This is a genomic window from Kluyvera sp. 1366, from assembly GCF_054823405.1.
Genome location: NZ_JBTRDW010000005.1, coordinates 40,240 through 65,528, shown reverse-complemented (window position 1 = coordinate 65,528; position 25,289 = coordinate 40,240). Strand labels below are relative to the sequence as shown.

Annotated in this window: 20 protein-coding genes; 9 read left to right on the top strand and 11 right to left on the bottom strand. The window is 56.6% G+C overall.

From position 1 onward, the window contains the following. Nucleotides 1-14: 14 nt before the first annotated feature. From folK to thpR, 6 genes are all read right to left on the bottom strand, one after another. Nucleotides 15-500, bottom strand: coding sequence for a 2-amino-4-hydroxy-6-hydroxymethyldihydropteridine diphosphokinase (gene folK / locus ACVLVH_RS12155; protein ID WP_192412368.1), 486 nt, complete (start codon nt 498-500; stop codon nt 15-17). Further along, nucleotides 497-1,909 (bottom strand): polynucleotide adenylyltransferase PcnB, encoded by a 1,413-nt coding sequence (gene pcnB, locus ACVLVH_RS12150; protein ID WP_206098210.1) that lies wholly within the window; start codon nt 1,907-1,909, stop codon nt 497-499. The genes folK and pcnB overlap by 4 nt, the downstream gene beginning before the upstream one ends. 38 nt (nt 1,910-1,947) lie before the next feature. Beyond that, entirely contained in the window at nt 1,948-2,877 is a 930-nt protein-coding gene (gluQRS, locus tag ACVLVH_RS12145) for a tRNA glutamyl-Q(34) synthetase GluQRS (RefSeq protein ID WP_101762066.1), read from the bottom strand. Nucleotides 2,878-2,947: 70 nt separating this feature from the next. Next, complete coding sequence (gene dksA, locus ACVLVH_RS12140; RefSeq protein WP_007888770.1) at nt 2,948-3,403, bottom strand: RNA polymerase-binding protein DksA; 456 nt, start codon at nt 3,401-3,403, stop codon at nt 2,948-2,950. A gap of 247 nt (nt 3,404-3,650) precedes the next feature. Continuing rightward, a complete protein-coding gene (gene sfsA / locus ACVLVH_RS12135) occupies nt 3,651-4,355 on the bottom strand; it encodes a DNA/RNA nuclease SfsA (RefSeq protein ID WP_277974537.1) in 705 nt (234 codons plus the stop codon). Continuing rightward, complete coding sequence (thpR, locus tag ACVLVH_RS12130; RefSeq protein WP_312465159.1) at nt 4,356-4,895, bottom strand: RNA 2',3'-cyclic phosphodiesterase; 540 nt, start codon at nt 4,893-4,895, stop codon at nt 4,356-4,358. A gap of 36 nt (nt 4,896-4,931) precedes the next feature. Here thpR and hrpB point away from each other — a divergent pair, with 36 nt between their 5' ends. Together hrpB and mrcB are read left to right on the top strand one after the other, a co-directional pair. Then, a complete protein-coding gene (gene hrpB / locus ACVLVH_RS12125; RefSeq protein WP_462062429.1) occupies nt 4,932-7,406 on the top strand; it encodes an ATP-dependent helicase HrpB in 2,475 nt (824 codons plus the stop codon). Between the two features lie 109 nt (nt 7,407-7,515). Continuing rightward, nucleotides 7,516-10,065: a bifunctional glycosyl transferase/transpeptidase gene (gene mrcB, locus ACVLVH_RS12120; RefSeq protein WP_498949449.1), complete on the top strand. Its 2,550-nt coding sequence runs from the start codon at nt 7,516-7,518 to the stop codon at nt 10,063-10,065. A 43-nt stretch (nt 10,066-10,108) separates the two neighbouring features. Here the strand turns inward: mrcB and ACVLVH_RS12115 are convergent, their stop codons facing one another. Continuing rightward, a complete protein-coding gene (locus ACVLVH_RS12115) occupies nt 10,109-11,935 on the bottom strand; it encodes a glycosyltransferase family 25 protein (RefSeq protein WP_192412348.1) in 1,827 nt (608 codons plus the stop codon). A gap of 335 nt (nt 11,936-12,270) precedes the next feature. Between ACVLVH_RS12115 and fhuA the strand changes: the two genes are divergently transcribed. The 4 genes from fhuA to fhuB are packed head-to-tail and all read left to right on the top strand — an operon-like array spanning nt 12,271 to nt 18,182. Next, on the top strand, nt 12,271-14,469 hold the full coding sequence (gene fhuA / locus ACVLVH_RS12110) for a ferrichrome porin FhuA (RefSeq protein WP_192412346.1): 2,199 nt from the start codon (nt 12,271-12,273) through the stop codon (nt 14,467-14,469). Between the two features lie 54 nt (nt 14,470-14,523). After that, entirely contained in the window at nt 14,524-15,318 is a 795-nt protein-coding gene (gene fhuC / locus ACVLVH_RS12105) for a Fe3+-hydroxamate ABC transporter ATP-binding protein FhuC (RefSeq protein ID WP_007888799.1), read from the top strand. A gap of 9 nt (nt 15,319-15,327) precedes the next feature. Continuing rightward, nucleotides 15,328-16,206, top strand: coding sequence for a Fe(3+)-hydroxamate ABC transporter substrate-binding protein FhuD (gene fhuD, locus ACVLVH_RS12100; RefSeq protein WP_192412344.1), 879 nt, complete (start codon nt 15,328-15,330; stop codon nt 16,204-16,206). Next, nucleotides 16,206-18,182 (top strand): Fe(3+)-hydroxamate ABC transporter permease FhuB, encoded by a 1,977-nt coding sequence (gene fhuB, locus ACVLVH_RS12095; protein WP_192412342.1) that lies wholly within the window; start codon nt 16,206-16,208, stop codon nt 18,180-18,182. Before fhuD ends, fhuB begins: the two co-directional genes overlap by 1 nt. 210 nt (nt 18,183-18,392) lie before the next feature. Here fhuB and hemL read toward each other — a convergent pair whose 3' ends face one another. After that, nucleotides 18,393-19,673 (bottom strand): glutamate-1-semialdehyde 2,1-aminomutase, encoded by a 1,281-nt coding sequence (gene hemL / locus ACVLVH_RS12090; protein ID WP_192412339.1) that lies wholly within the window; start codon nt 19,671-19,673, stop codon nt 18,393-18,395. Nucleotides 19,674-19,873: 200 nt separating this feature from the next. Between hemL and erpA the strand changes: the two genes are divergently transcribed. Beyond that, complete coding sequence (erpA, locus tag ACVLVH_RS12085) at nt 19,874-20,221, top strand: iron-sulfur cluster insertion protein ErpA (protein ID WP_007893884.1); 348 nt, start codon at nt 19,874-19,876, stop codon at nt 20,219-20,221. A gap of 35 nt (nt 20,222-20,256) precedes the next feature. Here the strand turns inward: erpA and ACVLVH_RS12080 are convergent, their stop codons facing one another. The 3 genes from ACVLVH_RS12080 to mtnN form a co-directional block, all read right to left on the bottom strand. Next, nucleotides 20,257-20,508, bottom strand: a complete 252-nt coding sequence (locus ACVLVH_RS12080) for a hypothetical protein (RefSeq protein ID WP_192412337.1) — start codon at nt 20,506-20,508, stop codon at nt 20,257-20,259. 114 nt (nt 20,509-20,622) lie between these two features. Next, a complete protein-coding gene (gene btuF, locus ACVLVH_RS12075; protein ID WP_101762368.1) occupies nt 20,623-21,426 on the bottom strand; it encodes a vitamin B12 ABC transporter substrate-binding protein BtuF in 804 nt (267 codons plus the stop codon). Next, nucleotides 21,419-22,117, bottom strand: coding sequence for a 5'-methylthioadenosine/S-adenosylhomocysteine nucleosidase (gene mtnN / locus ACVLVH_RS12070; RefSeq protein ID WP_101762054.1), 699 nt, complete (start codon nt 22,115-22,117; stop codon nt 21,419-21,421). The genes btuF and mtnN overlap by 8 nt, the downstream gene beginning before the upstream one ends. Before the next feature lie 97 nt (nt 22,118-22,214). Between mtnN and dgt the strand changes: the two genes are divergently transcribed. After that, nucleotides 22,215-23,708, top strand: coding sequence for a dGTPase (gene dgt, locus ACVLVH_RS12065; protein ID WP_192412335.1), 1,494 nt, complete (start codon nt 22,215-22,217; stop codon nt 23,706-23,708). A 136-nt stretch (nt 23,709-23,844) separates the two neighbouring features. Beyond that, nucleotides 23,845-25,287 (top strand): serine endoprotease DegP, encoded by a 1,443-nt coding sequence (gene degP, locus ACVLVH_RS12060; RefSeq protein WP_101762052.1) that lies wholly within the window; start codon nt 23,845-23,847, stop codon nt 25,285-25,287. Nucleotides 25,288-25,289 lie beyond the last annotated feature (2 nt).

The window sequence follows — 25,289 nt, the reverse complement described above, 5'->3', positions numbered from 1 at the left end:
CAGTGTACTACGGCTTACTCAGACCACAAACGGATAGCGCTGCGATCCAGGGTGGCAAGAATCACAGATAAGGCTTGTCCATTCGGCAGCGACAATTGCGGGGCAATTTCCAGCAGCGGTACCAGCATAAATGCGCGATTGTGCATGTCGTAGTGCGGCACGGTCAGGCGCGGCGTGTTGATGGTCTGGTTGCCAAATAGCATGATATCGAGATCCAGCGTGCGCGGTCCCCAGCGTTCAGCTTTGCGCACGCGACCGTGCTGCAGCTCAATGCGCTGGGTATGATCGAGCAGCGCCTCAGCGTCTAGCGCGGTTTTCAGCGCCACTACCGCATTAAGGTAATCAGGCTGATCCGGCGGGCCGTACGGCGGCGTGCGATACAGGGAAGATGTGGCGATGCGCGAGGTATGTGGAATGGCATCGAGCGCGGCCAACGCTGCATCAACCTGATGCAGCGGATCGGCCAGATTACTGCCTAAAGCGAGGTAAACGCGGGTCATTGCGGACTGTTTGTGCGAGGCCCGGTTGGACGGCGACGCGGACGGCGCGGTTTACGGCGCGGGGCCGGATCGTCGCCCAGCGTGGTCATCATGGTTTTCTGCTGCACCGGTGCCGCCGCCTGGAACTCGCCCCACCAATGCGTCAGCTTTTGCAGCTCAGGATTGTTTTCCACGTCGGCACGCAGCGCCATCAAATCGTAAGCGGCACGGAACTTAGGATGCTCCATCAGCTTCCACGCACGTTTGCCGTGACGACGCGACATGCGCAGCTGCAGCTGCCAGATATCACGAATCAGCGTGGTGATACGCTTGGGAATCGCCAGCGCGCGGCAGGCTTCATCCAGCGTTTCGTTCATCGACAAGGCGAAAGCATCGTAATAAGTCAGGCCGCTTTCCTGCGCAATGCGTTCGGCGGATTCCAGCTGCGGATACCAGAACATTGCGGCAAACAGGAAGGCCGGATTGACGCGCATATCATTTTGCAAGCGGGTATCCGTATTTTTCAGAACCTGCGCCAGCATACGCTCCATCAGGCTGTCGCTTTCGGCGGTGAAACCGCGCGTCAGCATCGGGAACAGCGGCTGGAACAGCTGATATTCACGCATCATCTGATAGGTGCGGTAGCCGTAACCGGCCTGCAGCAGCTTGAGCGACTCTTCAAACATGCGCGCCGGCGGAATGTCATTCAGCAGCGTCGCCAGACGCGGGATCGGCTCGGCCGTTTCTGCCGCGATACGCATCTGCAGCTTGGCGGCGAAGCGCACCACACGCAGCATGCGCACCGGATCTTCGCGGTAGCGCGTTTCCGGATCGCCAATCATGCGAATGATGCCTTCGTGCAGATCGTGCAAGCCACCGACGTAATCACGTACGGTGAAATCGGCCACGCTGTAATAGAGGCTGTTGATGGTGAGATCGCGGCGTTGGGCATCGTCTTCAATGCTGCCGAAAATGTTGTCGCGCAGCAGCATGCCGTTCTGGCCGCGCTGCGAGCTGTTGCGATCTTCTTCGCTCTCTTCATGATGATGACCACGGAAGGTGGCGACTTCGATCACTTCCGGACCGAACATCACATGTGCCAGACGAAAACGACGACCGACCAAACGGCAGTTGCGGAACAGCTTGCGCATCTGTTCAGGCGTGGCGTTGGTGGTGATATCAAAGTCTTTCGGCTTGCTGCCGAGCAGCAAATCGCGAACGCCGCCGCCAACCAGGTAGGCTTCGAATCCGGCTTTGTTCAGGCGATAGAGCACTTTGAGGGCGTTTTCGCTGATATCTTTGCGTGAGATGTTGTGGCTTTCTCGTGGAATGACAGTCATCTGACCAGGACTTTCAGCTTCCACCTCTTCAGGCGCCTCCTCATCACGCTTGAGGACTCTCCGGCAAAAATTAGCGACTCGGGTAAAAATGGGACACCTCGACAGTGAGAAAAAGGGTGTTAATAAAATCAGCGGCTAATCATAGCCTGTTGAGAACCATTTAGGAATGGTGATGTCGTTTCATCCTCTTTAAGACCGTTCTGCAACGGAATCAGGCGGATATTCCACTGCGCGACGGCCTGTTTCAACAGGCTTTCCAGCGATTCATCCTGCCAGCCAGCCGAAACCGGCTGACCAAGAAAGCGTAAAGCCTGCACCAGCAGCGGCCGCGCATCGCCAGCGGGCAGCGCGGGCGCATGATTCTGCTTGGAAAGCTTGTTGCCATCGCGATTGACCGCCAGCGGCAAATGCAGATAATCCGGCACTGGCCAGGCAAACTGCTGATACAGCGCAATCTGGCGCACCGTGGGCTCAATCAAATCCGCGCCGCGCACGATTTCCGTTACGCCCTGAAAATGGTCATCAACCACCACCGCGAGATTGTAGGCAAACAGCCCATCACGGCGATGGATAATAAAATCTTCCTGCGCCAGCTGCGCTTCAGCCTGTAAATGGCCACGCAGGCGATCGTCAAAGCCGCTAACCGGCGCATGCTGACGCAGGCGCAGCGCGGCGTTGTCCGGCGGCAGCTGCAAATCGCGGCAGTGACCATCGTAAAAACCGCCCAGCTGCTGGATACGGCTACGCGTGCAGGTGCAGAAGTAACTTTGTCGATGCGTTTGCAGCCAGCTTAGCGCGGCGCGATAGGCATCGTGGCGCTGTGACTGCCATAAAACGTCGCCATCCCAGTAAAGACCATAATGTTCCAGCTGCTGCAAAATACGCGTTGCGGCACCGGGAACTTCACGCGGGGGATCGATATCTTCGATGCGCACCAGCCAGCGTCCCTGTTGCGCGCGCGCACTCAGGTAACTGCCTAACGCAGCAATCAGCGAACCAAAATGGAGGTCACCAGAAGGGGAGGGAGCGAAACGCCCAATGCAGTTTGAAGGATTCATAACGAAGTGTACCGCACGTCGGGAAAACAGGGATTTTCCCGGCTGTGCGGTAGCAATTTGCTTACGGCCATTAGCCAGCCATCTGCTTCTCGCGGATTTCTGCCAGCGTTTTGCAGTCAATGCAGAGATCGGCAGTCGGACGCGCTTCAAGGCGGCGAATACCAATTTCTACACCGCAGGAGTCGCAGTAACCGAAATCGTCGTCATCCACTTTCTTGAGCGTTTTCTCAATCTTTTTAATGAGTTTGCGCTCACGATCGCGGTTACGCAATTCCAGGCTGAACTCTTCTTCCTGCGCAGCACGGTCGACCGGATCCGGGAAGTTGGCAGCTTCGTCCTGCATATGTGACACAGTGCGATCTACTTCATCCCGAAGTTGGTTGCGCCAGGCTTCCAGAATCTTACGGAAATGGCCTAGCTGGGCGTCGTTCATATACTCTTCGCCCGGTTTCACCTGATACGGCTCCACTCCAGCGATGGCGAGGATACTCAGGGACGATGTTTTACGGTTTTGCCCTTCTTGCATGTTGTTTCTCCTGGATAACACGCACTTCCCTAGATACGTCAAGTTGCATGTGTGTTGACTGTGTGCCTGCAACCTAAACGATTTAGGGCTTATCGATTCCCATAAAGGGAAAAAAACAGGCCGCTATAAATAGCAGAAGCAATCAAGGTTGGCAATTATTCCTGACCACTACTTGACAAGCCTCTGAACAATCGCGTATTCAGCGCCTCGCCCAGAACATTCCTATCACACCAAATTGCCTTAAATATTACAACGCTACGTTAATCGGTTGCGTAAGTAATATCTTTAACGGTGAAATTTGAGCTTGATACGCCAAAACTTCCACACCATCACGCTGCGCCTGTTCCAGTAGTTCTGCGTAGTGCACGTCGATATGGCGTGCCGGGGAAACGTCCTCAATCCCTGTATGCAGAACTGCGAACAACAAAACGGCTCGATGACCTTCTGCCACGATGGTGCTCAATTCGCGCAGATGTTTCTGTCCACGAGCCGTCACCGCATCCGGAAAATAGCCTTTACCTGCTTGTAAAAGGGTGACGGACTTGACTTCAATATAGCAGTTGGATCGGCCATCCGCTTGCAGCAGGAAGTCAATTCGGCTTTTTTCCGTGCCGTATTTCACTTCAGGCTGGCAGCGGCTGTAAGCGGATAATTCCGGAATCGTGTCGAGCGTCAGCGCCTCGCGCACCAGCTGATTGGCGCGCAGCGTATTCACGCAGATCCAGTGGCCTTGTTGGGTCTCGGTGAGTTCCCAACTGTGCGGATATTTCCGCGTGGCACTGCTGGATGTCGAATACCACACGGTATCGCCCGGCGTGGCGCAGCCGGTCATCGCGCCGGTATTGGCGCAGTGAATGGTCAGCGTTTCACCTTCTGGCGTAACCACATCGGCTAAAAAGCGTTTGTAACGGGCGATCAAACGGGCGGGTTTAAGCGGCGGATCGAATTCCATTTACTCTCCTGCGGATGATAGTAGCGGCCAGCGGGCCAGCGCCTGATAACGTGTGCGGCCGCGCGTCACGTTCGAAGCGAACAGCGCAAAAAGGCGGATATCGGTGCGCCAGTGAAAACCGCGCGGCGGCAGCGCGATCTGTGACGCTGCTTGGCGCAACAGCGTGACGTGCGGATGAAACGGCTGCGGGCTCTGTGCGCAGCCATGACGTGCGGCTTGTGCGCGCAGCAGGCTGGCGAGCTGCAGTAATCCGCGCGGCGCCCGCTGACAACCGAGCCACACCACGCCGGGACGCGGCCAGTGACCGGCGTCATCCAAATCGAGGGCAAAACCGGGCTGTTCGATGCGTGAGGCCAGCCGCTGCAGCTTGCGAGACGTCTCATCGCTGACCTCGCCGAGAAACGCCAGCGTCAGGTGCAGGTTAGCCGCCGCCACCGGTTTCCCGGCTTCGGCAGCAAAATTATCCGCGCGCCACTGCACCAACTGTTGCTGGAGCGGAGCGGGCAGTTCAAGAGCAAAAAACAGACGTTGCGTTGCCAGGTTGGCCTCCGGTAATCCGCGCCTCAGAGTGCTACAATGCGCGCCATCTTAGCACAGGCATTTTGGGAGTTGAGTTTGAGTGAGTTACCGGTAAGCGAGGTGCTGACTGCGTTGCTGGACGCGCTGGCGCAGTCGCCGCAGGTGTTGCTGGCGGCGCCGACCGGCGCAGGTAAATCGACCTGGCTGCCATTACAACTGCTGCAACACGCCCCATTGCCCGGCCGCATCATCATGCTGGAGCCGCGCCGACTGGCGGCACGCAACGTGGCGCAGCGTCTGGCAGAACAGCTTGGCGAGCAGCCGGGCGGCATCGTTGGCTATCGCATGCGCGGTGAAAACTGCTGCGGTGCCAACACGCGCCTCGAAGTGGTCACCGAAGGCATTTTGACGCGCATGTTGCAGCGCGATCCGATGCTGGAAGGCGTCTCGCTGGTGATCCTCGATGAATTCCATGAACGCAGCCTGCAGGCCGATCTCGCGCTGGCGCTGCTGCTCGATGTGCAGCAAGGATTACGCGACGATCTGAAAATCCTGCTGATGTCGGCCACGCTCGATAATCAGCGTTTACGTCAGCTGCTGCCGGATGCGCCCTTTGTGGTCTCAGAGGGCCGCAGCTTCCCGGTCACGCGCCGCTATGCCTCACTCAACAGTCAGCAACGTTTTGAAGAAGCGGTAGCGCGCGAGGTGGCGCAACTGCTGCGCGAAGAGTCAGGATCGCTGCTGCTGTTCCTGCCCGGCGTGGCGGAGATCGAACGGGTTAAGCGCGAGCTGGAAGCGCGGGTCAGTGACGAGGTGGATCTTTCTCCTTTATATGGCGCGCTGTCGCTGGAGGCGCAACGCCGCGCCATCCTGCCGTCTCCGGCGGGCCGCCGAAAAGTGGTGCTGGCGACCAACATCGCCGAAACCAGCTTGACCATCGAAGGTATCCGCTTAGTGGTCGATAGCGCGCTGGAGCGCTCGGCGCAGTTTGACGTGCGCAGCGGCGTGACGCGGCTGCAAACGCAGCGTATCAGCCAGGCGTCGATGACGCAGCGCGCTGGTCGTGCTGGTCGTCTGGAACCTGGCATCTGCCTGCACTTACTGCCACAAGAGCAGGCGCTGCGTGCGGCAGCGCAGAGTGAACCGGAAATTCTCAATAGCGATTTGACCTCGCTGCAGATCGATCTGCTGCAATGGGGTTGTCAGAATGCGTCGCAGCTTATGTGGCTTGACGCGCCGCCGCCGCGCAACGTGCGTGCAGCGTGCGAGCGGTTAACCCAGCTAGGCGCGCTGGAGAATCACCAGCTCAACGCGCGCGGTCGAAAAATGGCCGCGTTGGGCAGCGATCCGCGCCTGAGCGCGATTCTGGTGGCTGCCGGGCAAAACAACGATGCCATCGCCAGCGCCGCGCTGCTGGTGGCGATTCTGGAAGATCCGCCACGCAGCGGCAGCGTCGATCTGCGTGATGCACTCAATCATCCGCAGCCGCACTGGCAGCGCCGCGCGCGTCAGTGGCAGAGGCGGCTCAACACCAGCGGCGGCACCATCAATCCCGATCTTTTCCCGCAGCTGCTGGTCGCCGGTTTTGCCGATCGTCTGGCGCAGCGTCGTGGCGACAGCGCGCGCTATCAGCTGGCGAACGGCATTGGCGCGATGATCAACGAGCAGGATGGTTTGCGCCGCTACGAGTGGCTGATTGCACCGATGCTGCTGCAGGGCGCCAGCGCCGCCGAAGCGCGCATGTTACTGGCGCTGCCGGTGGATATCGACGCGCTGCGCCGCGAATGCCCCACCTTAATTGAGCAGCGTACCGACGTGGAGTGGGATGAAGATAAAGGCACTTTGCGCGCGTGGAAACGCGAACTGATCGGCGCGCTGGTCCTAAAAGCGCAGCCGCAGGCACGCCCGGAGGCGGAAATATTGCATCCGGCGATGCTGCGCTGGATCCGCGAAAAAGGATTGTCGGTGCTGGGCTGGAAAGAAGACGCCGAACAGCTACGCTTGCGGGTGCACTGTGCCGCGCAGTGGCTGCCGGAAGAGGCGTGGCCGGCGCTGGACGATGAAAGCCTGCTCGATACGCTTGAAAGCTGGCTGCTGCCGGAGATGAGCGCGGTACGCGATCTGAAAGGATTGCAGAGCATCAACCTTGTCAGCGCATTATTACATTTGCTGACATGGTCACAACGTCAGCGGCTGGATACTGTGCTGCCAACTCATTACACTGTGCCGACCGGAAGCCGCCTGCCGATCCGCTACGATGCAGAGAAGCCACCCGCGCTGGCGGTGCGGATTCAGGAGATGTTTGGCGAAGCACAGAACCCTGCGGTGGCCGATGGCCGCGTACCGCTGGTGTTAGAGCTGCTCTCGCCCGCGCACCGTCCGCTGCAGATCACCCGTGACCTCGCGGCGTTCTGGCGTGGTGCGTATCCCGAAGTGCAGAAAGAGATGAAAGGGCGCTATCCAAAGCATCCGTGGCCGGACGATCCGGCCAACGCCTTACCCACAAGGCGGACCAAGAAATTTTCATCGTGAAACGCAGTGGACCGAATTCAGAGGGTTCTGCCATGCGTAGCACGAGTAAGCAGTTGTAGACTAAATAGAGTAACGGCCGCCGCCGTAGCAATACCTGGAGAATAAAAGCATGTCTGGGAACGATCGCGAACCTATCGGGCGCAAAGGAAAAGCGCCAAAGCCGCCGCGCAGCAGTGCGCGGCGGGGTCGCCGCAGGGAACTTGATGATGATATCGATCAGGACGATTTTGACGAAGAAGATGAGGAGAGTGGACCGGTGCCACCAAAAAGTAAAAAACGTCCGCCACGCGGTAAACGTCGCTGGTTAGGCTGGTTGATTAAACTCTTCCTGGTCTTTGTGGTGGTGATGGCCGCCTGGGGCGTCTATCTCGACTCGGAAATCCGCAGCCGCATCGACGGTAAAGTGTGGCAACTGCCTGCTGCCGTTTATGGCCGCATGGTCAGCCTCGAACCGGGCATGTCGTACGACAAAAAAGAGATGATTGCGCTGCTGGAAGGCACGCAGTATCGCGAAGTGTCGCGCATTACCCGTCCGGGCGAGTTTAGCGTCAAAGGCAACACGATTGATCTGCTGCGCCGTCCGTTTGATTTCCCGGACAGCAAAGAGGGGCAGATCAACGCGCGCCTGACCTTTAGCAACAATGAGCTGAGCGAGATTAAAAACCTCGATACCGGCCGCGATTTTGGCTTCTTCCGCCTCGATCCGCGCCTGATCACCATGTTGCAGTCGCCGAACGGTGAACAGCGTCTGTTCGTGCCGCGCGCCGGTTTCCCGGATCTGCTGGTGAGCACCTTGATCGCCACCGAAGACCGCCACTTCTACGAGCACGACGGCATTAGCCCGTATTCGATTGGTCGTGCGTTCCTCGCCAACATCACCGCCGGTAAAGCGGTGCAGGGCGGTAGTACGCTGACGCAGCAGCTGGTGAAAAACCTGTTCCTCACCAACGAGCGTTCGCTGTGGCGTAAAGCGCGTGAAGCCTATATGGCGGTGATCATGGATGCGCGCTACAGCAAAGATCGCATCCTCGAGCTGTATCTCAACGAGGTGTATCTCGGCCAGACCGGTAATGACCAGATCCGCGGTTTCCCGCTGGCGAGCCTTTACTACTTCGGTCGTCCGGTGGATGAGCTGAGCCTCGATCAGCAGGCGATGCTGGTCGGCATGGTGAAAGGCGCGTCGCTGTACAATCCGTGGCGTAACCCAAAACTGGCGCTGGAGCGACGTAATCTGGTGCTGCGTTTGTTGCAGCAGCAGAACGTCATCGATCAGGAACTGTATGACATGCTGTCGGCGCGTCCGCTTGGCGTGCAGCCAAAAGGCGGCGTGATCACGCCTCAGCCGGCATTTATGCAGATGGTGCGTAACGAGCTGCAGGCTAAGCTCGGCGACAAAATGAAAGATCTCTCCGGCGTGAAGATTTTCACCACGCTGGATGCGATTTCGCAGGATGCCGCAGAGAAAGCGGTGATTGAAGGCATTCCAACGCTGAAAAAACAGCGTGGCCTGAAAGATCTGGAAACCGCGATGGTGGTGGTGGATCGCTTCAGCGGTGAAGTGCGCGCCATGGTCGGCGGTGCCGATCCACAGTTTGCCGGTTACAACCGCGCGCTGCAGGCACGTCGTTCGATTGGCTCGCTGGCAAAACCGGCCACCTATCTCACCGCGCTGAGCCAGCCGAACAGCTATCGCCTCAACAGCTGGATCGCCGATGAACCGATTGCGCTGAAACAGCCGAACGGCAGCATCTGGAAACCGATGAATGACGATCGTCGTTTCAGCGGCAAAGTGATGCTGGTGGATGCGCTGACCAACTCGATGAACGTGCCAACCGTCAACCTCGGTATGACGCTGGGACTGGATGCGGTGGTCGATACCTGGAACAAGCTCGGCGTGCCGAAAGATCAGCTGCATCCGGTGCCGTCAATGCTGCTCGGTGCACTGAACCTGACGCCGATTGAAGTGGCGCAGGCGTTCCAGTCGATTGCCAGCGGCGGTAACCGCGCTGAGCTGTCGGCGGTGCGTTCGGTGATTGCGGAAGATGGCACGGTGCTGTATCAGAGCTATCCGCAGGCGCAGCGTGTTGAACCGGCGCAGGCGGCGTATCTGACGCTCTACACCATGCAGCAGGTCGCCGATCACGGTACTGCGCGTGCGCTGGGTGCGCGTTATCCTAAAGCGCATCTGGCTGGCAAAACCGGTACCACCAATGACCTGATCGATAGCTGGTTCGCCGGTATTGATGGCAAAGAAGTGGCGATTACCTGGGTTGGCCGCGATAACAACCAAACCTCGAAGCTGTATGGTGCCAGCGGTGCAATGCAACTTTATCGCCGCTATCTCGACAATCAGGCGCCAATGCCGCTGGTGCTGACGCCGCCGGAAGATATCACGCAGATGAATATCGATTCTGCCGGTAACTTTATCTGCGGTACGGGCAGCAGCACATGGCGTTCGCTGCCGGTGTGGTCGCTTGATCCGAACGCGCTGTGTCAGCAGCAGCAAGAGCAGGTTCAGCAACAACAGCAGCAGTTGCAGCAGCAACAAGAGCAGCAACAGCAGCAACAGCAGCAACAACAGCAGCAGCAGCCACAGAATGAGCAGAAAGATTCTGACGGCGTGGCGGGCTGGATTAAAGATATGTTCGGCAGCAAATAAGTTGCTGAGAAAACACAGGGCGCTGCGGCGCCCTTTTTCATGCTTAGGATCGGTTGAGGGATCTTAGCGAGGCACAAATAATTTCAGCGATTTTTTCGCCTGCTGTTCTCTCCTCAATTTGCAGTTCTTCCCTCAGAACCCGTTCCCGAGTGGCTTTCATCGGATCGCGTCCGGCGACGATATTGTCGACAAAAGTGAAAATATCCTCCTCCTGCCAGGCCACGTCGTAGGCGTTATAGATGAAGTCAGCGGTGCGATTCAGGCCATAACAGCTTTCATGAGTCAGGTAGAGAATCGGTTTTTTCGACGGCAAATATTCGAATAAGAATGAACCCGCGTCAGCGAGCAGCGCATCCGAACGAGCAAACGTCTGTTTGTAATCATGTCCGCTATCCCACTCCACATTTGAACGATGTTTTGCGGCATCAAACAGTTGCTGATACAGGCTGCGCGCGGTTGCGCTGGCTTCCCCTATCCACTGACTCAGTAGCGGGTGAGGGCGAATGATCAAATGGATATCCGCACGCTCAATCAGCTTTAAAAAAGCGGCGCCGTAGAGCGTAAAAGTGGTAGACATTTTGCGACCGTCAGGCAGCACAAAATGCGGCGTCCAAAGCAACGTTTTGATCTTTGTGGGTGGCTTTTCGTCGGGCAGATGAAAGCGGCGCTGATAGTGGTCAAACTTGGGGTGACCCGTAACATAGACGTGGTTGTTGCCCGCGTCGCACTGAATACCAAACTCCGCTTTATGTCGCTCCGAGCGAGAAAAAATCCACGTCGCCAGATTTTGGCACAGCAAATTAAATTGATAGAGTTGGACCTCTTCACTGATGCCGCTATCGAGCGCATAAGGGATGTAAGCGATTTTCACGCCGCGCTCATGCAGGTAGTCGCTGCGAAAGGCTTCGGGGCGTGCTTCGTCGTAAGGGTTTTGCAAGAACACCACATCGGGCTGACGCTCCTCCAACTGATAGTCTTCAAATCCTGTGTAATCCAGCCCTCTTTCACGCAGAATCTCACGCTGAATATCGCCATTAACATCGCTCGCCTTCCAATTCAGGTAAGGCACCACCACGATGCGGCAATCGAACGCGGGATTGGCCTGCATCGCCTCAATCACCGATTCAAAGTTCGTCCAACCCGGTGGCCACTGGAAGTAAAAGTCGACTTTAATTGGGCCTGAAGTGGAGGGTGTGAATTTGGCGGGCGCAACGATTTGACTCAACGGTTTTCTGAAGAGTGCGCGGTAATCTACCGTTCTATTTTCGATATCGCTTTTATCGAGCCGTTGTACACCGGCGTTGGGGAATACGCCCAGCCAAAGATCCTGCTGCATCAGGCTATTCCAGTGCACATCAAGGGCATATTGTGCCTGCGCACCACCTTGCAATTGCGCCTGCAGCGCCTCGCGATAGTTTTCAATCAGCCTGGTGTAATAGCGGTGATTCACGATATAGGCGCATGCACACCACGCGAAGTTAGCGCGCACGATATAGTCCACACTTTTTAACGGCGTGACGCGGCGATAATTGGCCGCCAGAAAAGCCACTTGCCAGTTGATTTGCGGCAGGGCGGCAAAGTAGCGGTTGAGATTGTCGAAGTTCTTCTGGCTTTCATTGAAGCTAAAATCATCCTCCAGAATCAGCACGCGCTCCCAGCCGTTATCGCGTGCCATCTCCAGCGCGGCGATATGCGATTGCGTGCAGCCGATGTAGCCCTTTTCATGCTTGATCGCGTCCAGGCGAATGACTTTTTCAGCGGTTAAACCCAGCTTTTTAAGTTGTTTAGTGATGCGGGTTAATCGGTCTTTGCGTTTCTTCAAATTGATAAAGATAACGCGATCAACAATGTTCCAGTTTATAGCGGTCATGACTGTGTCTGCAGGAAGGAGAATGCAGGACATAAGCAATTAGCGGGCCATTTTTTTAAATTTATGATTTTACTCGTTATCGTTGGTTTGATGCTCTGTCGGGATGAAATAAACTTCCTCTGTGCGGCAATGCAATTTCCCGATTGCCGGCCTCCGCTCCTTTTATTGCTCATTTATTATTTGCGATCATGAATATGCGCGATCTGGCTGTAAACGCCGCGCTTACAGGCATTAATCGTTGCGAATATGACGCTATTTCGCCTAAAATCCGTGCGTCATAATAATCATTCTCGTTTGTATTCGCCTGCATCGACTTTTTTCGAGAGACCTCACTTATGAATACGCGAAACACTAATCCTTGTTTCTTACGCCCGCGTTCGCTGGCTTGGTTTATTTCACTGACTATGGGTACGTTCAGCGTGCAGGCGTTGGCAGAAGATACCGTGGTGGTTAGCGCCGATGGCGGCAGCGGTGTCGAGCAAGAGAGAGCGTGGGGCCCGTCGCCAACCATTGCGGCCAAACGCAGCGCCACCGGCACCAAAACCGATACGCCGATTGAGAAGAACCCGCAGTCAATCTCGGTAGTCACGCAGGAAGAGATGGCGATGAAAAACGTCACCAGCGTGAAAGGGGCTTTCAACTACACGCCAGGCGTGTTGACCGGTAACCGCGGTAGCTCCAATGTTATCGATGCGCTCTCTATTCGCGGCTTCAGCGAAACCAACACCAACCAATATCTTGATGGCCTGAAACTGCAGGGTGATAACTACTCTGAGTTTGCTATCGATCCCTATTTCCTTGAACGCGCCGAACTGTTGCGCGGTCCGGTTTCGGTGCTGTACGGCAAGAGCAATCCGGGCGGCGTGGTGTCGCTGGTGAGTAAGCGTCCGACGCAGGAGACGCTGCGTGAAGTGCAGTTCCAGATGGGCACAAACAATCAGTTCTCCACGGGTTTCGATTTCGGCGGCTCGCTGGATGATGACGGCGTTTACAGCTATCGCCTGACCGGTCTCGCGCGTAGCGCCGATGCGCAGCAGGATATGAACAAAGAGAAGCGCTACACCATTGCGCCATCATTCAGCTGGCGTCCGGATGAGAATACGCGTTTCGATTTGCTAACCTACTTCCAGAACGAACCGGAAACCGGCTATTACGGCTGGTTGCCGCGTCAGGGCACCGTGGTGGGCATCACGCGTCCTGACGGCAGCAGTTACAAGCTGCCAACTAACTTTGATGAAGGCGAAGACAGCAACAAGATTTCGCGCAACACGAGGATGGTGGGCTACAACTTCGAGCACAGTTTCAACGACACCTGGACGGTGCGGCAGAATTTGCGCTATGCGGATCTGAGAACGGATTATCGCAGCATTTATGGCAATGGTTTTAATGCCGCAACACAGCAAATCACCCGCGGTTCAGCGGTTTCTGATGAAAAGCTCAACCAGTTTGCAGTCGATAACCAGGCGCAGGCCAAATTCACCACCAGTCAAATTGATCACACACTGTTGCTGGGTGTCGATTTCCAGCGCACGCGTAATGATATTGATGCGCAATTTGGTACCGCATCACCGCTGAATGCCTTTAATCCACAATATGGCGACGACAGCGTGACGCCGTTCCCTAATCCTTATCAGCACCTCAATAAGCAGCGCCAAACCGGTTTATACGCGCAGGATCAGATGGAGTGGAACCGCTGGGTGTTAACCCTCGGCGGTCGTTATGATTACGCGATGAACTCGGTCTATGATCGCGTAGCCAATAGCGTTGATCGCCAGAACGATCAGGCTTTCACCTGGCGTGGCGGGCTGAACTATGTGTTTGATAACGGTATCGCACCTTACTTCAGCTACAGTGAAGCCTTCATTCCGAACTCAGGTTCAACTTATGATGGTCAAGCCTTTGATCCTTCCCGCGCGAAGCAGTATGAAGCCGGTGTGAAATACGTTCCTAAAGATCGTCCGGTGGTGTTGACGGCGGCGGTGTATCAGCTGACCAAAACCAAAAACCTGACGGCCGATCCGGATACCCTTAACCACCCAAATGCCAGCATTCAGAGTGGTGAAATCCGCTCGCGTGGCGTGGAGCTGGAAGCCAAAGCCGCGCTGAATGCCAACATCAATATGACCGCGTCTTATACCTACACTGATGCGGAATACACCGAAGACACTAACCTGAAAGGCAAAACGCCGGTGCAGGTGCCGAAGCATATGGCATCGCTGTGGAGTGATTACACCTTCCATGAAACGGCGCTGTCGGGCGTGACTGTGGGTGCGGGTGTGCGTTATGTGGGCGAGAGCAAAGGGTTGTACGCCAGCGGCGACGATATGAACCAAAACTTCGACGTAGCCGGTTACACCACCGTTGATGCCGCGCTGAAATACGATCTCGCACGCTTTGGCATGCCGGGCTCCACCATCGGCGTTAACGTCAATAATCTGTTCGATCGTGAATATGTCGCCAGCTGCTACCGCGACTACGCCTGCTACTGGGGCGCTGAGCGTCAGATTGTCGGTACTGCGACTTTCCGTTTCTAATCGTGTTACGTAGGTCGCCATCAATGGCGACCTACAGATTAACCAGGGATTATCATGCAGCATCCGCACCACGCAGAAACCACCTTCAGGCTGGATAACGTCAGTTTTCGTGTGCCAGGCCGCACGCTGCTGCATCCGCTGTCTCTTACCTTTGCTCCGGGCAAAGTCACCGCGCTGATTGGTCATAACGGTTCCGGCAAATCCACGCTGCTGAAAATGCTCGGTCGTCACCATGCGGCGAGTGAAGGGCGCGTGTTGCTGAATGAGGACGCGGTTGATAACTGGGGCAGCAAAGATTTTGCGCGTCAGGTGGCGTATCTGCCGCAGCAACTGCCCGCGGCGGAAGGCATGACGGTGCGCGAGCTGGTGGCGATTGGCCGCTATCCGTGGCACGGCGCGCTGGGCCGCTATGGTCAGGAAGATCGCGATCGGGTGGAAGAGGCGATTACGCTGGTGGGATTAAAGCCTTTTGCCGGGCGTCTGGTGGATAGCCTTTCTGGCGGCGAGCGCCAGCGTGCCTGGCTGGCGATGCTGGTGGCGCAGAACAGTCGCTGCCTGTTGCTGGATGAACCGACCTCGGCGCTGGATATCGCCCATCAGGTTGATGTGCTGGCGCTGATTCAGCGTCTCAGCCGCGAACGTGGGCTAACGGTGATTGCGGTGCTGCACGATCTCAACATGGCGGCGCGCTATTGCGATCGTCTGGTGGCATTGCGCGGTGGCGAAGTGATTGCCGAAGGAGGCCCCGAGGTGATCATGCAGGCCGATGTGCTGGGCAACATTTACGGTATTCCGATGGGCATTTTGCCGCATCCGCTGGGCGGCGCGCCCGTCAGTTTCGTTTATTAAGGCCTCGCCATGTTCGACATTTCTCGCCGCCGCCTGCTGACGGCGCTGGCGCTTTCCCCGTTGATGTCCACGTTGCCGCTGCGTGCCGCCGTGCCGGATGCGCAGCGCATTCTGGCGCTGGAGTGGCTGCCGGTGGAGCTGCTGATGGCGCTCGGCGTGACGCCACTCGGCGTGGCCGACATGCACAACTACAACATTTGGGTCGGCGACCCGCAGCTGCCGTCCAGCGTTATCGATCTTGGCTTACGCACCGAACCCAATCTGGAGCTGATGACGCAGCTCGAACCCTCACTCATCCTGCACTCCAATGGTTATGGTCCGGCGCTGGATAAGCTGCAGCGCATCGCGCCAACCATGGGTTTTGACCTCAACAGCGGCGACGGCAAACCGCTCAGCACCGCGCGTCACTCGCTGCAGGCGCTCGGCGCACGTCTTGGCCGTGAAGCGCAGGCCGTGCAGCATCTGCAGTATGTGGATGAGCAGCTGGCGGCGGCGCGTGAACGCCTCAAGCCGTGGGCCGATCGTCCGGTGTTGCTGATGTCGCTGATGGACAGCCGCCACGCGATTACCTTCGGTAAAAACAGTTTGTTCCTTGAGGTAATGGAGATCCTTGGCTTGAGCAATGCCTGGCAGGGCGAAACCAACTTCTGGGGCAGCGCAGTCGTTGGGCTGGAGCGGCTGGCGGAAGTGGGTGATGTGCAGGTGATCTGCTTCGATCACGATAACGATCGCGATATGCAGCAGGTGATGGCTACCGCACTGTGGCAGGCGCTGCCGTTTGTGCGCGCGCAGCGTTTCCAGCGCGTGCCGGCGGTATGGTATTACGGCGCGACCTCTTCGGCGCTGAAATTTGTCCGCGTGCTGGAACACGCGCTGGAGTCGCACTGATGCGCAATCGTCTTTTTCCCGTCGCACTATTGAGTACGGTGTTTCTGCTGGCGCTGGCCTTAACCGTGATCAATCTGCGCCAGGCACTGCCGATCGATCAATGGTCGCAGGCGTTTTTTGCGCCTGACATTAACAACATCCAGCAAGTGGTGTTTCATCACAGTTTGCTGTCGCGACTGGCGCTGTCGCTGCTGGTTGGCGCGGGCCTTGGCCTCGCCGGTTTGCTGTTTCAGCAGGTGCTGCGCAATCCGCTGGCGGAACCCACCACGCTTGGCGTGTCGTCGGGCGCTCAGCTGGGGATTACCGTCGCGACGCTATGGCATTTGCCGGGCGGCGAGTTCACGCAGCAGTTTGCGGCGATGGGCGGCGCGGTAATTGTCGGTATTCTGGTATTCGGCGTGGCCTGGGGCAAACGTCTGTCGCCGGTGACACTGATTCTGGCTGGGCTGGTGCTGAGTTTGTACGCCGGTTCGGTGAATCAAATCTTCGCGATCTTCAATCACGATCAGTTGCAGAACATGTTCCTGTGGAGCACCGGCGCGCTCAACCAGCTGGATGGACACAATGTGGCGCAGCTGTGGCCGCGTCTGCTGCTGGCGTTTGTGGTGGCGCTGGCGCTGCTGCGTCCGCTGACGCTGATGGGGCTCGACGATGGCGTAGCAAAAAACCTCGGTCTGGCGCTGTCGGCGGCACGTATTGCTGCGCTGGCGCTGGCGATTTTACTTAGCGCGCAACTGGTCAATGTTGCAGGGATCATCGGCTTTATCGGCCTGTTTGCGCCGCTGCTGGCGAAGATGCTCGGCGGGCGTCGCCTGATGAGCCGCATGATGTTGGCGCCGCTGATCGGTGCGCTGCTGCTGTGGTTGGCCGATCAGTGCGTGCTATGGCTGACCAACCACTGGCGTGAAGTGTCTACCGGCACGGCGACCGCGCTAATCGGCGTGCCGATTCTGCTTTGGTTGCTGCCGCGCCTGCGTACCGGATCGGTACCGCCAGCGCTTAATCAGGGCGATAGCGTGCCGGCTGAGCGGCAGAACGTCTTGCGCTGGTGTCTAATCGGTTTGCTGATTCTGGCCGCGTTTAGCTGGGTTGGCATCACCTTTGGCCGCGATGCGCACGGCTTTGCGTGGGTGGGCGGCGATATGCTGCAGCAGCTGCTGCCGTGGCGCGCGCCGCGCGTATTGGCCGCGCTGATGGTGGGCATGATGCTCGGCGTGGCGGGTGCGCTGATCCAGCGGCTTACCGGTAATCCGATGGCGAGCCCGGAAGTGTTGGGGATTAGCTCGGGTGCGGCGTGCGGCGTGGTGGTGATGATGTTCTTCGTGCCGGGCGATGCGGTGGCGTGGCTGTTGCCTGCCGGTGCGCTGGGTGCGGCGTTGACGCTGATGATTATTATGCTGGTGGCGAGTCGCGGCGGCTTTTCGCCAGAATGCATGTTGCTGGCGGGCATGGCGCTCAACAGCGCGTTTGTCACGCTTTTGATGGTGCTGCTGGCCAGCGGCGATCCGCGCATGGCGGGCTTGCTGAGCTGGATCTCCGGTTCAACTTACAACATCAATATGCAGCAGGCCGTGCAAAGCGCGGTGGTGGGTTTGGTGCTGATGGCGCTGGCGCCGCTGGCAAGTCGCTGGTTAACGTTGTTACCACTCGGCAGCACCACCGCACGTTCGGCGGGCATGGCGCTCACCACCTCGCGCCTCAGCCTGCTGCTGCTGGCGGCGGCATTAACCGCCACGGCAACCTTGACCATCGGGCCGCTGAGCTTTATCGGGCTGATGGCGCCGCATATTGTGCGCATGCTCGGGTTCCGCCGTGCGTTACCACAGGTGTTGATGGCCGGTTTGTTGGGCGGCGGCTTGATGATTTTCGCCGACTGGTGCGGCAGGATGCTGGCGTTTCCGGATCAAATTCCAGCCGGGTTGATGGCGACCTTCTTTGGTGCGCCGTATTTTATCTGGCTGTTGCGGCGGGCGTAATCAGGGTAACCCGGAATGGCGTAATGCTCGTCAGTTAAGGCATGAAAATCCCTCATACCGAGAGCACGCATTGTAGCGGCGCAATCCATTGCGCGATAAATCGCGCCGCTACGAAAGTTGCGGTGATTTGATACGGTGCTTAACTGTGATCGGCATTAAACCCTGAATGGCGACTCCACAACGACGGTAGAGTGCGCCATTCAGACGGTTTTAAAGTTTCGCGAAGCTGCGGCGTGCCGCATCGATGGTGCGTTGAATATCTTCTTTACTGTGCGCCAGCGACATAAAGCCTGCTTCAAAAGCAGATGGCGCAAGGTAAACGCCTTCTTCCAGCATCAGGTGGAAGAAACGCTTAAAGCGCTCAACGTCACACTGAGTGACGTCTTGATAGCAGGTCACTTCATCGGCATCAGTGAAGAAAATCCCGAACATACCGCCCACGTGGTTGATCACCAGCGGAATATTTTCGGCTTTCGCTGCGGCCAGCAGGCCTTGTGCTAACTGCGTGGTCAGATCGGTCAACGTGCTGTGGGTGCCTGGCTGCGCAATTTGCGACAGACACGCGAAGCCCGCCGCCATGGCAATCGGGTTACCGGACAAGGTACCGGCCTGATAAACCGGACCGGTTGGTGCCAGCGCATCCATCACATCACGACGACCACCAAAGGCACCGACCGGCATGCCGCCGCCGATGATTTTACCGAGACAGGTCAGGTCTGGCGTCACGTCGTAATAGGCCTGAGCACCGCCTAATGCAACACGGAAGCCGGTCATCACTTCGTCGATAATCAGCAGCGCACCGAATTCGTCACACAGCGTACGCAGGCCTGGCAGGAAGTCTGGCTGCGGTGGAATGCAGTTCATGTTGCCCGCTACCGGCTCAACGATGATGCAGGCAATATCCTCAGGATACTGTTCGAAAGCCGCACGCACGGTGCTGAGATCGTTATAGGTGCAGGTCAGCGTGTGCTTAGCGAAATCGGCCGGTACGCCCGGCGAGTTTGGCTGGCCGAGCGTCAGCGCGCCGGAGCCGGCTTTCACCAGGAGGCAGTCGGCGTGGCCGTGATAGCAACCTTCGAATTTGATGATTTTGTCGCGATGGGTGAAGCCGCGCGCCAGGCGAATGGCGCTCATGGTGGCTTCGGTGCCGGAGTTAACCATGCGCACCATGTCCATGCTGGGCACCAGCTCGCACACCAGCTCGGCCATTTTCACTTCCATCTCGGTTGGCGCGCCGAAGCTCAGACCGCGCGCAGCCGCTTCAACCACCGCGTTACGGATGTTGGCGTTGTTATGACCCAGCACCATCGGGCCCCACGAACCGACATAATCGATATAGCCTTTGCCGTCGGCGTCATACAGATACGCACCGTCAGCGCGTTCGATGAACAGCGGCACACCGCCCACACCGGTAAATGCACGTACCGGGGAGTTCACACCGCCGGGGATCAGGCGTTGCGCTGCGGCATACAGGTTTTCTGACTTACTCATTGTTCTGCTCCTGCTGTTCGGGAAAAAATCTGGCGCCATTCTACGGGAATAACGGCTTGCGCTAAAGTTTAGGGTATATACTTTCCTGCGCATGCGGCGGCACGCAGTGTCAAGCGTGAGACTTGATTGCACTGGACGGCTGGCAGATAATAGCGAGATTAAGGTCGTTTTCTGACCTCGACGTTTACCCGGAGTAAAAGATGAGTGACGACTTAGCAGCGCTGCCTTTGCAATTTACTGATGCAGCAGCAAAAAAAGTGAAAAACCTGATTTCTGATGAAGAAAATCCCGAGCTGAAATTGCGCGTTTATATTACCGGCGGCGGTTGCAGCGGTTTCCAGTACGGCTTCACGTTTGACGATCAAATGAATGACGGTGACATGACCATCGAGAAACAAGGCGTGGCGCTGGTGGTGGATCCGATGAGCCTGCAATATCTGGTGGGCGGTTCCGTGGATTACACCGAAGGCCTGGAAGGTTCACGTTTTATCGTGACCAACCCGAATGCCAAAACCACCTGCGGTTGTGGTTCTTCCTTCAGCATCTAATGCTGCTTCTGGCTGCCGTTCTGGTAGCCAGATTCCTACCATTCAATAGTCACTAAACGCGCAGATTCGCGGCGCTTAGCATCGCGTTTTAATACTCGTTCAGTAATGCGCGGCTGCGCGCTGAAGTGACGTCCACAATCCACTTTAGGCAGAGAGTGTTCACTCTGGCGTGAGATATCGCAACGCGAGAATAACGTAAAGGTAGCGGCGATAGAGCCGGTCGACGTGGCCGCACTCAGAGATGCAGCGATCACGAGCCCTATGGCCAGCAGCAGTGCTCTGGTCATGAATAGTTCCTGGTGAAGACAAAATTGCGCTTAGCGCTAAAAATGGGCACAGAGCATACGTGGCCGCTGTGCCTTGTATTATGATTTACGACAATTTATGCCGAATCTTTAATCTTAATTAGTGCTTTTTTTCGTCGGATGTAAATCTGCACACAGCTGTTTCGCTGCCAGCAGCATGCGAGGCCCCGGACGGCTCAGCCAGTCGTCATTGATGGCGATCACCGGCACATCCAATTGCGGCTGCCAATATTGCGCGATGCTGGCGGCCCGAGCGGCATCACCCCCGATCACAATCGCCTGCGGATGGCGCATCAGCACCTGTTCGCGGCTCACCTGCGGCCAGCTAACGCTGCTATCGGCAAAAATATTCCTGCCGCCGCACAGCTCAATGACCTGGTTTTGCATGGTGTTACGCGAAGCCGTAAACAGCGGCTGCTGACCAAACTGCAAAAACAGCGGCAGCGGCGTACTTTGCTGATACTGCTTGCGCAGCGCCGCTTCCTGCGCGCGTAATGCCTGTGCCGCATCGATGGCTTGCTGCGGTTGCGGACTCCAGCGCTGTAACGCCGCCAGCGCATCGATCATTTGGTCAATGGTTTGCGGATCGATCCACTCAACCTTGACCCCGAAACGCTGCAGCTGTTCAATTTGCCGCTGTGGATTACCGCCGCGCCACGCCAGCACCACATCCGGCTTCAGTTGCAGAATGCGTTCCACTTTAATGCCTTGCCAGTTCGCCACCTGTTCCAGCGCGTTGGCCTGCGCGGGATAATCGGAGAAGGCGCTGACGGCGAGCGGCGTAATGCCTGCGGCGAAGGCCAGTTCCGTCAGATGGGGCGAAAGAGTGATGACGCGCGGCGCGGCAGCGAACAGGCTGTTGCACAGCAGCAACAGCCCAAGCAGCAGGATTTTAGCCACGCGCCAGCTGAACCAGCAGGTTTTCAACCATCAGTGAAGATTGTTTTGCCGCAACACTGAGGAACTCATCGAAGCTGAGGTGTGATTCCTGATCGGCAACGTCAGAAATGGCGCGCACCACCACAAATGGCACCTTGAACTGATGGCAAACGTGACCAATAGCGGTTGCTTCCATCTCCACCGCAATCGCCTGCGGGAAGGTGGTGCGGATGCGTTCCAGCGGTGCAGCGCCGTTGATAAACGCATCGCCGCTCACTACCAAACCGCGTACCGCGTTGAGGTCGAGCTGCTTGATAACCATTTCAGCGGCGGCAATCAGTTTGTCATCCGCCACGAAAGCGGCGGGGCAGCTGGCCATCTGGCCTGGCTCGTAACCGAAGGCGGTGACGTCGGCATCGTGATAGCGCACTTCATCCGACACCACGATATCGCCCACTTTCAGCGTTGGCGCCAATCCGCCGGCAGAACCGGTGTTGATTACCACATCCGGCTTGCACAGCTGAAGCAGCAAGGTGGTGCCGAGCGCGGCGGCCACTTTGCCGATGCCTGATTTCAGCAGCGCCACCTCAACACCATTCAGCGTACCGGTGTAAATTTCGCAGCCGGCCAGCGTCAGTGTCTGGCGGTTTTCGATTTTGTCACGCAGCAGTGTAACTTCCTGCTCCATCGCGCCAATAATGCCTACTTTCATAAGAATCTCGCTAATTTAATGGATGTAACCCGCAAAAGTGAGGCATAGTCTAACATGGCTGATTGAGGAAGAATTCACGAAAAAATAAGGGGTAATTATGGCGACGATCAATTTCAGGAAGAAGATCAGTTTCACCCGCCCTTATACCAGCCGCAAAGATCCCGAAGGGGAATACTTTATTACCCGCCACTTTGAAAGCGATCGCGGACGTATTATTAACTCCGCCGCCATTCGTCGTCTGCAACAGAAAACCCAGGTATTCCCGCTCGAGCGCAATGCGGCGGTGCGTTCGCGTCTAACGCACTCGCTGGAAGTGCAGCAAACCGGGCGATATATCACCAAAGAGATTCTGCAATCGCTGAAAACCCAGGGCGGCGGGCTGGCGAATTATGGGCTGGATGAGTTTGAAGGTGCCTTCGAAAGCCTGATTGAGATGGCCTGTTTACTGCACGATGTCGGCAATCCGCCGTTTGGTCATTTTGGCGAGGCGGCGATCAATGACTGGTTCGACGAAAATCTGCCTGCCGAGCTGGTCGATCCGCTGGTGGCGGGCGTTGCCGATGAGGCTGAGCGCGCCGCTTTTGACCAGTTGAATGCAATGATTCGTCAAGATTTATGCCATTTCGAGGGTAACGCGCAGGCGATTCGCCTGGTGCATACGCTGCTGCAACTCAATCTCAGCTATGCGCAGGTCGCCTGTATTTTGAAATATACCGCGCCCGCATGGTGGCAAGGCGATAAACCGGCTGAATTTAGCGTATTAATGAAAAAGCCGGGCTTCTATTTATCTGAGCGAGAATATGTGGCTGAGCTGCGTGAAGCGACCAATATTAAACAGCACCATCGTTTCCCGCTTACCTGGATAATGGAAGCCGCCGACGATATCTCTTATTGCATTGCCGATTTGGATGACGCCGTAGAAAAAGACATCTTCCATGTGGAAACGTTGTATAAGCATTTATTGGATGCCTGGGGCGCGGTAAAAAACGGCGATGTTTTCAGCCGTACTATCGGTGATGCCTGGAAAGAGGCTAATCAGAAAAAACGCCGCAGTATCAGCGATCAATTCTTTATGTCATTGCGGGTTAACGTGCAAAACGTGCTGGTTAGCCATGCGGTTAAGCGTTTCATCGACAACTTACCGGCTATTTTCGAAGGCGATTTTAATCACGCTTTACTGGAAGATGATGGTGAAGAAGGTCGCTTGCTAAAACTATTTAAAACGGTTGCGCGTCAGCAGGTGTTTAATCATCCGGAAGTTGAACAACTGGAATTGCAGGGTTATCGGGTAATTAAAGGTTTGCTCGAAATATATCAGTCACTGCTGTTGCTGGATTACGAGCAATTTACCACCTTGATGAACGAGGATTTTCTGGCAAAGCATCCGATTGAAACCCGCTTGTTTCATAAGCTTTCTGGCAAACATCGAAAGGCCTATCAACAACACATGCGCTCATTAATTGTTGAGCATAAATATCAGCGCTTGTTGTGGGAACGTTATTATCGTGCGCGTCTGATTCAGGACTACATTAGTGGGATGACGGACAATTATGCCTGGGACGAATATCGTCGTTTAATGGCGGTTGAATAAGCGCACAATTGTAAAGATGAAGAACAATTTTTTACCTTTACCTAAAACTTTATTAGGAACTTCGCGCTAAAAACTTAATCTCACCATCACGACCACAGCAATGGTCTGGCCGTAATTCTTAGAGAGACACAGATAAATGAAAAAAAACACAATTATGCTGGCGTTGGCGCTGAGTTTCGGCGCGGCGACGCTGAGCCCTGTGAGTGTATTTGCCGCAGAGACCGCTTCTTCTTCCAGCCAGCAGTTGCCAAGCCTGGCACCCATGCTGGAAAAAGTCATGCCTTCCGTGGTGAGTATCAGTGTGGAAGGCTCGACGACGGTTAAAACGCCGCGTATGCCGCAGCAGTTCCAGCAATTCTTTGGTGATAATTCTCCGTTCTGCCAGGACGGTTCACCGTTCCAAAGCTCACCCATGTGTCAAAACGGCGGTGGTGACGGCGGCGCGGATGGCGGTGCTAACGCGCAGAAACAGCAGTTCCGTGCGCTGGGTTCCGGCGTGGTAATTAACGCGGATAAAGGCTATGTGGTGACCAACAACCACGTGGTGGATAACGCGACCAAAATCCAGGTGCAGCTCAGCGATGGACGTCGTTACGACGCCAAAGTGATCGGTAAAGATCCACAATCAGATATCGCGCTGATTCAGCTGCAGGATGCGAAAAACCTCACCGCAATTAAGATTGCCGACTCCGACAACCTGCGCGTCGGTGATTACACCGTGGCGATTGGTAACCCGTACGGCCTTGGCGAAACGGTGACTTCGGGGATTGTTTCGGCGCTGGGCCGCAGCGGCCTGAACGTTGAAAATTACGAAAACTTCATCCAGACCGATGCGGCGATTAACCGTGGTAACTCCGGTGGCGCATTGGTAAACCTTAACGGCGAGCTGATCGGGATTAACACCGCGATTCTGGCGCCGGACGGCGGCAACATCGGTATCGGCTTTGCCATTCCAAGTTCAATGGTGAAAAACCTTACCGCGCAGATGGTGGAGTACGGTCAGGTGAAACGCGGCGAGCTGGGCATTATGGGCACCGAGCTGAACTCAGAGCTGGCGAAAGCGATGAAAGTCGATGCGCAGCGCGGCGCCTTTGTTAGCCAGGTATTGCCGAACTCTGCTGCGGCGAAAGCCGGCGTGAAAGCGGGTGACGTGGTGGTGTCGATGAACGGTAAAGCGCTGACCAGCTTTGCAGCGCTGCGTGCCGAAGTCGGCTCGCTGCCGGTCGGTACCAAGCTGCAGCTGGGCCTGCTGCGCGAAGGCAAACCGGTGAACGTCACCGTTGAACTGCAGCAGAGCTCGCAGGATAAAGTGCAGTCCGCCACCATTTACACAGGTATTGAAGGTGCCGATCTCAGCAATATTGATACCAACGGCCAGAAAGGCGTGCGCGTCGATAGCGTCAAGCCTGGCAGCGCAGCGGCGCGAATTGGCTTGAAGAAAGGTGACGTGATTCTGGGTGTCAACCAGCAAGCCGTAGCTAATCTTGGCGAGCTGCGTAAAGTGCTCGACACCAAACCTTCGGTGCTGGCACTGAACGTGCAGCGCGGTGACAGCAGCCTGTATCTGCTGATGCAGTAAGT

Excerpts from the sequence above, each read along its gene's own strand:
- dgt (WP_192412335.1), top strand. The coding sequence starts at position 22,215 with ATGGCGACGATCAATTTCAGGAAGAAGATCAGTTTCACCCGCCCTTAT.
- degP (WP_101762052.1), top strand. The coding sequence starts at position 23,845 with ATGAAAAAAAACACAATTATGCTGGCGTTGGCGCTGAGTTTCGGCGCG.
- ACVLVH_RS12115 (WP_192412348.1), bottom strand. The coding sequence starts at position 11,935 with ATGACCGCTATAAACTGGAACATTGTTGATCGCGTTATCTTTATCAAT.
- erpA (WP_007893884.1), top strand. The coding sequence starts at position 19,874 with ATGAGTGACGACTTAGCAGCGCTGCCTTTGCAATTTACTGATGCAGCA.
- hemL (WP_192412339.1), bottom strand. The coding sequence starts at position 19,673 with ATGAGTAAGTCAGAAAACCTGTATGCCGCAGCGCAACGCCTGATCCCC.
- fhuA (WP_192412346.1), top strand. The coding sequence starts at position 12,271 with ATGAATACGCGAAACACTAATCCTTGTTTCTTACGCCCGCGTTCGCTG.
- hrpB (WP_462062429.1), top strand. The coding sequence starts at position 4,932 with ATGCGCGCCATCTTAGCACAGGCATTTTGGGAGTTGAGTTTGAGTGAG.
- mtnN (WP_101762054.1), bottom strand. The coding sequence starts at position 22,117 with ATGAAAGTAGGCATTATTGGCGCGATGGAGCAGGAAGTTACACTGCTG.
- dksA (WP_007888770.1), bottom strand. The coding sequence starts at position 3,403 with ATGCAAGAAGGGCAAAACCGTAAAACATCGTCCCTGAGTATCCTCGCC.
- sfsA (WP_277974537.1), bottom strand. The coding sequence starts at position 4,355 with ATGGAATTCGATCCGCCGCTTAAACCCGCCCGTTTGATCGCCCGTTAC.
- gluQRS (WP_101762066.1), bottom strand. The coding sequence starts at position 2,877 with ATGAATCCTTCAAACTGCATTGGGCGTTTCGCTCCCTCCCCTTCTGGT.
- fhuD (WP_192412344.1), top strand. The coding sequence starts at position 15,328 with ATGTTCGACATTTCTCGCCGCCGCCTGCTGACGGCGCTGGCGCTTTCC.
- ACVLVH_RS12080 (WP_192412337.1), bottom strand. The coding sequence starts at position 20,508 with ATGACCAGAGCACTGCTGCTGGCCATAGGGCTCGTGATCGCTGCATCT.
- fhuC (WP_007888799.1), top strand. The coding sequence starts at position 14,524 with ATGCAGCATCCGCACCACGCAGAAACCACCTTCAGGCTGGATAACGTC.
- mrcB (WP_498949449.1), top strand. The coding sequence starts at position 7,516 with ATGTCTGGGAACGATCGCGAACCTATCGGGCGCAAAGGAAAAGCGCCA.
- fhuB (WP_192412342.1), top strand. The coding sequence starts at position 16,206 with ATGCGCAATCGTCTTTTTCCCGTCGCACTATTGAGTACGGTGTTTCTG.
- folK (WP_192412368.1), bottom strand. The coding sequence starts at position 500 with ATGACCCGCGTTTACCTCGCTTTAGGCAGTAATCTGGCCGATCCGCTG.